Source organism: Aquamicrobium lusatiense (assembly GCF_014201615.1).
GTDB lineage: Bacteria > Pseudomonadota > Alphaproteobacteria > Rhizobiales > Rhizobiaceae > Mesorhizobium > Mesorhizobium lusatiense.
In genome coordinates, this window is sequence record NZ_JACHEU010000001.1 from 2,903,608 (window position 1) to 2,914,411 (window position 10,804).

9 protein-coding genes are annotated in these 10,804 nt (G+C 63.6%); 3 read left to right on the forward strand and 6 right to left on the reverse strand.

From position 1 onward, the window contains the following. The first annotated feature begins 54 nt into the window (after positions 1-54). Together HNR59_RS13915 and HNR59_RS13920 are read left to right on the forward strand one after the other, a co-directional pair. Positions 55-1,230: a CaiB/BaiF CoA transferase family protein gene (locus HNR59_RS13915; RefSeq protein ID WP_183831181.1), complete on the forward strand. Its 1,176-nt coding sequence runs from the start codon at positions 55-57 to the stop codon at positions 1,228-1,230. Next, on the forward strand, positions 1,227-2,876 hold the full coding sequence (locus tag HNR59_RS13920; RefSeq protein WP_183831183.1) for a thiamine pyrophosphate-binding protein: 1,650 nt from the start codon (positions 1,227-1,229) through the stop codon (positions 2,874-2,876). The genes HNR59_RS13915 and HNR59_RS13920 overlap by 4 nt, the downstream gene beginning before the upstream one ends. Before the next feature lie 501 nt (positions 2,877-3,377). Here the strand turns inward: HNR59_RS13920 and HNR59_RS13925 are convergent. Next, the gene (locus HNR59_RS13925) at positions 3,378-4,661 is read right to left on the reverse strand and encodes a cystathionine gamma-synthase family protein (RefSeq protein ID WP_183831185.1); all 1,284 of its coding nucleotides are present in this window, start codon (positions 4,659-4,661) and stop codon (positions 3,378-3,380) included. Between the two features lie 136 nt (positions 4,662-4,797). On the opposite strand from HNR59_RS13925, the gene HNR59_RS13930 reads away from it, so the two are divergent. Further along, on the forward strand, positions 4,798-5,256 hold the full coding sequence (locus HNR59_RS13930; RefSeq protein WP_183831187.1) for an Lrp/AsnC family transcriptional regulator: 459 nt from the start codon (positions 4,798-4,800) through the stop codon (positions 5,254-5,256). Positions 5,257-5,317: 61 nt separating this feature from the next. Here HNR59_RS13930 and HNR59_RS13935 read toward each other — a convergent pair whose 3' ends face one another. Genes HNR59_RS13935 through hydA form a run of 5 tightly spaced genes read right to left on the reverse strand, consistent with a single transcriptional unit; the run spans position 5,318 to position 10,637 of the window. Next, positions 5,318-6,280, reverse strand: a complete 963-nt coding sequence (locus tag HNR59_RS13935; RefSeq protein ID WP_183831189.1) for an ABC transporter substrate-binding protein — start codon at positions 6,278-6,280, stop codon at positions 5,318-5,320. Positions 6,281-6,304: 24 nt separating this feature from the next. Further along, the gene (locus HNR59_RS13940) at positions 6,305-7,420 is read right to left on the reverse strand and encodes an ABC transporter permease (protein WP_183831192.1); all 1,116 of its coding nucleotides are present in this window, start codon (positions 7,418-7,420) and stop codon (positions 6,305-6,307) included. Further along, positions 7,417-8,295, reverse strand: coding sequence for an ABC transporter permease (locus HNR59_RS13945; RefSeq protein ID WP_183831194.1), 879 nt, complete (start codon positions 8,293-8,295; stop codon positions 7,417-7,419). The genes HNR59_RS13940 and HNR59_RS13945 overlap by 4 nt, the downstream gene beginning before the upstream one ends. Before the next feature lie 8 nt (positions 8,296-8,303). Beyond that, a complete protein-coding gene (locus HNR59_RS13950) occupies positions 8,304-9,140 on the reverse strand; it encodes an ABC transporter ATP-binding protein (protein WP_210307253.1) in 837 nt (278 codons plus the stop codon). 45 nt (positions 9,141-9,185) lie between these two features. Continuing rightward, positions 9,186-10,637, reverse strand: coding sequence for a dihydropyrimidinase (hydA, locus tag HNR59_RS13955; RefSeq protein ID WP_183831196.1), 1,452 nt, complete (start codon positions 10,635-10,637; stop codon positions 9,186-9,188). Between the last annotated feature and the right edge of the window lie 167 nt (positions 10,638-10,804).

Below are 10,804 nucleotides of genomic sequence, written 5' to 3' on the forward strand. Positions count from 1 at the left end.
CAGAAAGCCTTGCTACCACCTCTTCAACCTTCATTCCAAAGCAGTGAGCAGACCATGGCCCCTCCACCACTCCAAGGCATCCGCGTCATCGAACTGGCCCGCATTCTGGCCGGCCCATGGGCAGGGCAGGTGCTGGCCGATCTTGGCGCGGACGTCATCAAGGTGGAGAGCCCGCAGGGCGACGATACCCGCAAATGGGGGCCGCCCTTCGTCGAGGGCAAGGACGGCGAGAACCTGTCCGCCGCCTATTACCACTCCTGCAATCGCGGCAAGCGCTCCATCGCCCTCGATTTCTCCACGCCGGAAGGTGCTGAGACCGTGCGCCGGCTGGTGGCAGATGCCGACATTCTCATCGAGAATTTCAAGCTTGGCGGCCTGAAGAAATACGGCCTCGACTATGAGAGCCTGAAGGCGGTCAATCCGAAGCTCATCTACTGCTCGATCACCGGCTTCGGGCAGGATGGCCCCTATGCGCCTCGCGCCGGCTATGACTTCATCGTGCAGGGCATGTCCGGCCTGATGTCGATCACCGGAGAACCGGACCGCGAACCGCAGAAGGTGGGCGTCGCCGTCACGGACATCTTTACCGGCCTCTATTCGGTCATCGCCATGCAGGCCGCACTGCGCCATGCCGAGAAGACCGGCGAAGGCCAGCATATCGACATGGCCCTGCTCGACACGCAGGTATCGGTTCTCGCCAACCAGAACCTGAACTATCTGGTGTCCGGCACCGCGCCCAACCGCATGGGCAACGCCCATCCCAACATCGCGCCCTATGAGGTGCTGCCGGTCAGCGACGGGCATTTCATACTTGCGGTCGGCAATGACAGCCAGTTCGCCAAGTTCTGTGCCGTCATCGGCCGCGCCGAACTGGCTGAAGACCCTCAGTTCGCCACCAATTCGGCACGCGTCGCCAACCGCCACGCGCTGCGCGAGCACACGGTGCCCGCCCTCGCCGGCTTCGGCCGTGCCGAAATCCTTGCCGCCCTTGAAAAGGCTGGCGTGCCGGCCAGCCCGATCAACGACATTTCCCAGACATTCGCCGACCCGCAGGTGGTGGCGCGCGGTATGCGGCTCGATCTGGACGACGGCCATGGCAACACCCTGCCATCGGTGCGCGCGCCGATGGTCATGTCGGCCACGCCGCTCGCGTATGAGCGCCCGTCGCCGCGTCTGGGCGAACACACTGAGGAAATACTCGCAGAGCTGGAGGAGCGTAAGTCGCGATGAAAACCGGAGGACAACTGATCGTCGAGGCGCTGGAAGCCAACGGCACCGACCGCATCTTCTGCGTACCGGGCGAATCCTATCTCGCCGTGCTCGATGCCCTGCATGATTCCGACATCCGCACCATCGTGTGCCGGCAGGAAGGCGGCGCCGCCATGATGGCCGACTGTCAGGGCCGCCTCACCGGCCGGCCGGGCGTCTGCTTCGTCACCCGCGGCCCCGGCGCCACCAATGCCTCTGCCGGCGTTCACATCGCCATGCAGGATTCCGTGCCGATGATCCTGTTCATTGGCCAGATCGCCGGCCACGCCAAATATCGCGAGGCGTTTCAGGAGGTCGATTATCACGCCTTCTTCGGCGACATCGCCAAATGGGTGGTCGAGATCGACGATGCCGCCCGCATCCCCGAGCTGGTGACGCGCGCCTTCGCCGTCGCCACTTCCGGCCGCCCCGGCCCCGTCATCGTGTCGCTGCCGGAAGACATGCTGGTTTCCGAGGTCCAGGCCCCGCAAGCCCTTCCCTTCACGCCGGTCGAGACCCGACCTGGCGATGCGGAGCTGAGCCAGCTCGAAAAGCTGCTCGGCGAGGCGAAGCGCCCGTTCGTCATCCTCGGCGGCACCCGCTGGAGCGAAGACGCGGTTGCCCATATCCGGCGGATCGCGGAAGACTGGACCCTTCCGGTCGGCGTCTCCTTCCGCCGCCAGATGCTGTTCGATCATTGCCATGAAAACTACGCCGGCGATGTCGGCATCGGCCTTAATCCGAAGCTGGCGACAGCGATCAGGGAAGCTGACCTCATCCTGCTGGTCGGTGGCCGCTTCGGCGAGATGCCTTCGTCCGACTACACGCTGATGAAGAGCCCCTATCCGGACCAGAAGCTGGTCCATGTCCACGTCGATGCCAATGAGCTCGGCCGCGTCTACCGGCCGACCCTTGCCATCAACGCCTCGCCCGCAGCCTTCGTCGAGGCCTTCGCCTCCCGCAAACCGAAGACCGCACCGGTCTGGGCGAGCGAGACGAAGCAGCGCCATGCCGATTATCTGGCATGGTCCACCCCGCCGAAGACCGGCCCCGGCGCGGTGCAGATGGGTCCGATCATGGATTATCTGGAGGGCGTCCTGCCTCAGGATGCGATCATCTGCAACGGCGCCGGCAACTTTGCCACCTGGATGCACCGCTTCCACCGGTTCCGCCGCTTCAACACGCAGGCGGCCCCGACTTCCGGCTCCATGGGCTACGGCGTGCCGGCGGGCGTCGGCGCGAAAAGCGTGTTTCCGGATCGCGAAGTGATCGTCTGGGCCGGCGACGGGGATTTCCTGATGCACGGTCAGGAGTTCGCGACCGCCGTTCAGTATGATCTGCCGGTGATCGTCGTCATCCTCAACAACGGCATCTACGGCACCATCCGCATGCATCAGGAACGGGAATATCCCGGCCGCGTTTCCGGCACCAGCCTGAAGAACCCGGACTTCGCCGCCTATGCGCGCGCCTTCGGCGGCCATGGCGAAACGGTGGAAAACACCGACGCCTTCGCCCCCGCCTTCGAGCGGGCACGCACCAGCGGCAAGCCGGCGATCATCGAGATCAGGCTTGATCCCGAAGCGATCACGCCCGCGCGCACGCTGAGCGACATCCGCGAAAAGCGGTAGCCGGCTTTCCGCCTGCGGAAAGGCAAATGAAAGCAGGCGGCCGGTTTATCGCGAGATTGTCGGCCGCGTCGTTCCTTCACAGGAGCGTGTATCGAAACTACATCTGGCAGCAGCTCCAGCGCTGGCCGTCGAAGTCGCTACCTTCGCTGGAGCGTGGGTTGAAACTTTTGCCTGGCAATAGGTGAAGGAAAATGCGGACGCTTTGGTTCCTGAGCCGAAGCGTGGATCGCGACCCCCTTGTCGCTCTCGCGTCGGGTGGGATGATGGCGTGTCGCTCCCTTCGCGGAAGCGTGGATCGAAACGGGCTGACGTCCGCGCGGCCATCACTGTCGGCGCCCGTCGCTCCCCTGCGGGAGCGTGGATCGAAACCAGTTTTTCCGCTTCTGCATCACCGGGGAAAACAAACTGCCGCGCCCGCTTTCACCGGCGCGGCGGTTGATGCCTTTGCAAGAAACGCTGAGGCCGCAAAGGCTCTCCGAAACTGTCGAGCCTTTGCGGCAGTCAGGCCGCGGCCAGCGCCTGCTCCAGATCGGCAACCAGATCATCGGGATGCTCGACGCCGATCGACAGGCGGATGGTGGTTTCGAGCACGCCGATGCGCTGGCGCACCTCCAGCGGCACGCCTGAATGGGTCATGGCGGCCGGATGGCTGGCCAGCGATTCCGTGCCGCCGAGACTGACCGCCAGCTTGAACAACTGCAACGCGTTGAGGAACGCAAAAGCGGCCTTCTCGCCGCCGCGAATGTCGAAGGAGAAGGTCGAGCCCGCACCCGTGCACTGGGCCTGAAACACCTTGGCTTCCGGGCTGCCGGCGTCAAGGAATGGCAGGTAATGAACCTTTTCCACCTTGTCGTGGTCGCGCAGGAATTGCGCCACGACCTTCGCATTGGCGTCGGCTTTTTCCATGCGCAGCGCCAGCGTTTCCAGCGAGCGGCCGAGCATCCAGCAGGAATGCGCGTCGAGCTGGGTGCCGATGGCCCCGCGCAGCGCCTTGATCGGCTTGATGACGTCCTTCGGCCCCATCGCGGCCCCGGCGATGAGATCGGAATGACCACCCACATATTTCGTCAGCGAATAGAGCGACACGTCCGCGCCAAGTTCCACCGGGCGCTGGAAGACCGGCCCGAGCATCGTGTTGTCGCACATCACCACCGGGCGGTGGCCCTGCGAACTGCCAAGCTCATCCGCCACCTGCCGCATCAGCGCGAGATCGATGACGCTGTTGATGGGATTGGACGGCGTTTCCACCAGAATGATCGACACCCGCCCCTTTGCAGCGGCGTCCTTCGCCGCCTTGCGAACCGCCTCGCCATCGACGCCATTGGAGAAGCCGACGGCCTGGATGCCAAGCCCGGCCAGCGTGCGCGCCAGCAGCGTCTCCGTGCCGCCATAGAGCGGCTGCGAGTGCAGGATGACGTCACCCGGCTTCGCGTAGGCGAGGATCGCCGTCGAGATGGCGGACATGCCGGACGAGAACAGCACGCAGCTGTCGGTGTTTTCATAAACCGCCAGCCGGTCCTCGACGATCTCGCTGTTGGGATGGTTGAAGCGCGAATAGACCAGTCCCGCGCTGGTGCCCTGCGGCGGTTCCTTGCGGCCGGAAGTGTAGTCGAAGAAATCGCGCCCCTCCTCGGCCGAATGGAACACGAAGGTCGAGGTCAGGAAAACCGGCGGCTTGACCGCGCCTTCCGAAAGCAACGGGTCGAACCCGTAGCTCAGCATCATCGTCTCGGGATGCAGCTTGTGATTGCCGATATGGGTTCTGGAGGGTTTTGGCGCGGTCATGACGGCTCCCGGAAGCGGCCTTGCGGCCCTTTTTTCAATCCTTTGCGCAATCTAGCCAAAGAATGACGTGCAGTCCTTGCTATTTTAAGCTGATTGTGACTGAAACACCGCAATTCATGCCCACGGACAGCCAAAAATGACGCAAAAAATTGCCGATGAGTTCGACCGGAAAATTCTCAGCCAGTTGCAGGCGGATGCGCGCCTGCCCAACATCGATCTGGCCGAAAGGATAGGCCTGTCGCCCTCGCCCTGCCTGCGGCGCGTGCGGCGGCTGGAGGAAAGCGGCGTCATCCGCGGCTACACCGCACTGGTCGACCCCGCGGCCTTCGGCTGGACCATGACCGCGCTCGCCACAATCCGGCTCGTCCAGCAGAACGAGGACTACATCGTCATGTTCGAGCAGGCCGTTCAGGAGTGGGACGAGGTTCTGGAATGCCATCTCGTCACCGGCCAGCGGGACTATCTGCTCAAGGTCGCGGCCTCCGGGCTCGGCGAATATGAGCGCTTCATCAAGGAAAAGATCGCGCGCCTGAAATGCGTGGCCTCGATCGAGACGTCCTTCATCATGAGCACGATCAAGGAACGGCGCATCTGAGCGAATGTGAAAGGGGCGGTTTCCCGCCCCTTCTCTTCCTCGCGTCCAATGCCTGCGTCTATTACAGCGCCTTGTCAGTGATCGCCGTGGTGTAGGCGCCCTCCGGCTCCTTGGTGATGATCTTCTGGTCGAGAAGCGCCTTTGCGGTGCGCTCATAGACCACCGGGTCGAGCTTGCCGTCGCCGATCAGCTTGCCGACCTCGCCCACCATGCGCTTCTGGTGGTTTTCGTCCTCGCCGCCGGCTTCCATGACGGCTTCAGCCGCTTCTTCCGGATTGTCGACGGCATATTTCCAGCCTTTCATGGAAGCGCGCACAAAGCGCACCATCTTGTCCTCGAATGCCGGATCCTTGAGATTGTCCTCGATGACATAGAGCCCGTCCTCCAGCAGGTCGTTGCCAAGGTCGGTATAGTTGAAGACCACGAGATCCTCGGGCTTGAAGCCGGCATCGATGGCCTGCCAGTATTCGTTATAGGTCATCACCGAGATGCAGTCGGCCTGCTTCTGGATCAGCGGCTGCACGTCAAAGCTCTGCTTCAGCACGGTCACGCCGTCCGCCCCGCCTTCGGTCGGCAGCCCCAGCTTGTTCATCCACGCATAGAACGGATATTCGTTGCCGAAGAACCACACGCCAAGCGTATGGCCCTTGAAGTCGGCTTCGGTCTGCACCGGCCCATCCTTCGGGCAGATCAGTTCAAGGCCAGACTTGGCATAGGGCTGGGCGATGTTGACGAGATTGACGCCCTTGTCGCGGGCGGCCAGTCCCGCCGCCATCCAGGTCACGATCACATCGGCGCCGCCGCCGGCGATCACCTGCTCGGGCGCAATGTCGGGGCCGCCGTTCTTGATCTCGACGTCGAGCCCTTCCTCCTCATAGAAACCCTTTTCCTTGGCCACGAAATAGCCTGCGAACTGGCCCTGAGCCACCCATTTGAGCTGCAGCACCACCTTGTCCGCAGCCATGGCCTGCGCGGCGGCAAAGGACATCGCCCCGGCAAGCAACGATACGAGCATTTTTTTCATTGTTCTCACCCTCTGAAAAGCCATCTACCCACCACGGACAGACGGGTGCCAAAACGTGACGGCGCGCTCCACCAGCGCCACCACGCCATAGAACAGCGTGCCGGCCACGGCCGCCACGGCAATCTCCGCCCACACCATGTCGATGTTCATGCGCCCGACTTCGGTGGAGATGCGGAAGCCCATGCCGACCACCGGCGTGCCGAAGAATTCGGCCACGATCGCGCCGATCAGCGCCAGCGTCGAATTGATCTTCAGCGCGTTGAAGATGAACGGCATCGCTGCCGGCAGGCGCAGCTTGAACAGCGTCTGCCAGTAGCCGGAGGCATAGGTGCGCATCAGGTCGCGCTCCATGTGGCTGGAGGCGGACAGGCCGACCACGGTGTTCACCAGCATGGGGAAGAAGGTCATGATCACCACGACCGCCGCCTTGGACTGCCAGTCGAAGCCGAACCACATGACCATGATGGGGGCGACGCCGATGATCGGCAGCGCCGCCGCCATGTTACCGATGGGTAAAAGCCCGCGCCGCAGGAAGGTGAAGCGGTCGGCCGCGATGGCCGCGACGAAGCCGCTGGCGCAACCGATGACGTAGCCGGCCAGAACCGCCTTGAAGACGGTCTGGCGCACATCCGCCATCAGCACCCCGGTCGATGTCGTGATCCGGGCCGCGATGGCGCTGGGCGGCGGCAGCAGCAGAAAGGGGATGCCCGCGCCGCGCACCACGGCTTCCCACACGATCAGCACCCACGCGCCGAAGATGACAGGGATGATGATGCCGAGCGCCTTTCGGGCATGGCGTGAAGCCGGCTTTTGCGCGGACAGGATCGTCACGCAGCACCATGCGAGAAGCCAGGCCGCGGCAAGCGCCAGATAGAACGAAGCGCCCGCCTGCCCCTCATGCCCGGCGATGCCGCTGAGCAGCAGCCATGCTGCCCCATGCGCGCCGATGAAGAGAACCACCGCCTGCGCGATGAGATTGGCCGCAATCGCCCATGTGCCGGCCACCGCCAACGCGATCAGCCCGAGCGCCGGCCAGATATTGTCCGGCCCCCCACCGGCAGCGGTTGCAGCCTGCAGGACTGCGCCGACGATGACCGCCAGAAGCGCGGCCGGGATCTGCCATGGAAGTGAAGCCTTCATGCCGGCCTCCCGCCCATGGCGCGGTCGGTCAGGCGTCCGGCCAGCCCCACCAGCGCCACCAGTATCACCGCGACGATCGAGCCGGCGACCAGTGCCGCCCAGATGTCGATGGTCTGGCTGTAATAGGAGCCGTTGAGCAGCCGCGCGCCGATGCCGGCCACCGCCCCGGTCGGAAGCTCGGCCACGATGGCGCCAACAAGGCTTGCCGCCACAGCCACCTTCATGGAGGCGAACAGGAACGGCAGCGACGCCGGCACCCTGAGCTTCCAGAACACCTGCGGGCGGGTGGCGTTATAGGTGCGCATCAGGTCGAGATGCATGACCTCGGGCGAGCGCAACCCCTTCACCATGCCGACGGCGACGGGAAAGAACGACAGATAGGTCGAGATCAGCGCCTTGGGAAACAGCCCGGTGATGCCGATGGAGGCGAACACCACCACCACCATCGGCGCGATGGCGAGGATGGGAATGGTTTGCGATGTGATGATCCACGGCATCAGGCTGCGGTCCAGCGATGCGAAATGCACAATGCCGACGGCGATCAGGATGCCCAGCACGGCCCCGAAGGCGAAGCCCACAAAGGTCGAGGACAGCGTCACCCAAGAATGGTAGATCAGGCTGCGGTTGCTCCACGGCTTCACCGTGAAGGTGGACTTGTAGAAATTCTGCGCCACCTGATGCGGAGCCGGCAGCGTCGGCTTCGGCTGCGACCACGTCCGCATCAGGAACTCCAGCGTGCCGGGCTGTTCGCCGGCGCGGCGGTCGAGATCGCGCTGGAACGGTCCGTTCAGTTGTACGGCGAAGGCGTACCAGGCCACCACCAGTATCGCCAGCAGCGTAGTAACGGGAACGATTTTGGATCGGAAACTGTCCATATCAGCCCTCAATCCTCATAGGAGTGGCCGGCCTTGAGACCGTCGCGCACGCGCGCCGCGATGGCGAGGAACTCCGGCGTCTCGCGGATGTCCAGCGGCCGCTCGCGCGGCAGGTTGGTCTCGATCACGTCGGTGACGCGTCCGGGGCGCGGCGACATCACCACGATGCGGGTGGAAAGATAAACCGCCTCGGGGATCGAATGGGTGACGAAGCAGATCGTCTTGTTGGTGCGCGACCACAGCTCCAGCAATTGCTGGTTGAGATGGTCGCGCACGATCTCGTCCAGCGCGCCGAAAGGCTCGTCCATCAGAAGAAGGTCGGCATCGAAGGCAAGCGCGCGGGCGATCGAGGCGCGCTGCTGCATGCCGCCCGAAAGCTGCCACGGATATTTCTTCTCGAACCCGGCCAGATTGACCAGTTCGAGCGTGCGCCTGATGCGCTCATCCCGCTCGGCTTTGGAAATTCCCATGATTTCCAGCGGCAGCGCCACATTGTCGGCGATTGTGCGCCACGGCAGCAGGGCCGCCGCCTGAAACACATAGCCATAGGCACGGCGCTCACGCGCCTGTTCCGGCGTCATGCCGTTGACCAGAATGGTGCCGGAGGTGGGCTTTTCCAGATCGGCGATGACCCTCAGCAGCGTGGTCTTGCCGCAGCCGGATGGGCCGATGAACGACACGAATTCGCCCTTGCCGATGGTCAGGTCGACATTGCTGAGCGCCTGCACCGGACCGTCATTGGTATTGAAGGTGAGACCAAGCTTGCTTGCGGTCACCACGGTGGCGAGACCGTTTTCACCGGCAGGAAGTGGGGAGGAAGGCTTGTGGGTGGCAATTGCATTCATGAAATCAGGCCCTTCCCCGGTCATTATTTCTGGTCCTCATCCGCCTCACACTCCCGTCGCCGGGATGCCGCTGCGCTCGATCCTGCGCGGTGCCGTGATCTCCTTCCATGTCGACAGCGCCCGGTTGGGAGCTGGATTGGGCTTGCGCGCCACGAACGCGCCATGGCCCGGCCTCGTCCTCATCTCGGTTTCCTGAACCACCAGCTCTCCGCGCGAGAAGACGAAGCGCGGCATGCCGGTCACCTCCATGCCCTCGAAGACGTTGTAGTCGATCACCGATTGCTGGCTGCCGGCCGCAATGGTCTTCGTCCGCTTCGGGTCCCACACCACGATATCGGCGTCGGCGCCTTCCACGATCGCGCCCTTCTGCGGATACATGTTGAGGATCTTCGCGATGTTGGTGGAGGTCACAGCCACGAACTCGTTCATGGTCAGCCGCCCGGTGTTGACGCCCCTCGTCCACAGCACCGGCATGCGGTCTTCCAGACCGCCGGTGCCGTTGGGAATTTTCGTGAAATCGCCGACGCCATAGCGCTTCTGCTCGGTGGTGAAGGCACAGTGGTCAGTCGCCACCGCCTGAAGCGAGCCCGATTGCAGGCCGGCCCACAGCGAATCCTGATGCATCCGGTTGCGGAAGGGCGGGCTCATCACCCGGCGCGCCGCATGGTCCCAGTCCCGGTTGAAATATTCGCTCTCATCCAGCGTCAGGTGCTGGATCAGCGGCTCGCCATAGACGCGCATGCCCTTGCTGCGCGCCCGGCGGATCGCCTCATGGCTCTGCTCGCAGGATACATGCACGACATAGAGCGGCACGCCGGCCATGTCGGCGATCATGATGGCGCGGTTGGTGGCCTCGCCCTCCACTTCCGGCGGGCGCGAATAGGCATGGCCCTCAGGCCCGTTGTTGCCCTCGGCAAGCAGTTTCTGCGACAGGGCGGCGACCACGTCGCCATTCTCGGCATGGACGAGCGGCAGCGCGCCAAGTTCGGCGCAGCGCTGGAACGAGGCATACATCTCGTCGTCGTCCACCATCAGCGCGCCCTTGTAGGCCATGAAGTGCTTGAACGAGGGGATGCCCTTGTCCACCACCTGCGCCATCTCGTCGAACACCTGCCTGTCCCACCAGGTGATGGCCATGTGGAAGGAGTAATCGCAGGCCGCTTTCGAGGTCTTGTTGTCCCACATCTGCAGGGCTTCGAGCAGCGATTGCTGCGGGGCCGGCAGGCAAAAATCGACCACCATGGTGGTGCCGCCGGCTACGGCCGCGCGCGTGCCGCTTTCGAAATCGTCGGCGGAATAGGTGCCCATGAAGGGCATTTCGAGATGGGTGTGCGGATCGATGCCGCCCGGCATGACATAGCAGCCGGTGGCGTCGAATTCGTGGTCGCCGTGCAGATCCGTGCCGATGGCCACGATCCTGCCGTGCTGCATGAGCACGTCGGCCTTCCACGTGCGGTCGGCGGTTACGACGGTGCCGTTCCTGATGACTTTCGACATTTTGTTCCCCTTGTTGCTGCCGCTTCTTCGCGAGCGGCTTTAAGCATTCGGTTCATGTGATTCAGTTCATTCGACGATCTCCGCCGTTTCGATGACGGCATGGAGGAGAACGTCGGCGCCTGCTGCGGCCCATTCCTTCGAGATGTCCTCGGCCTCGTTGTGCGACA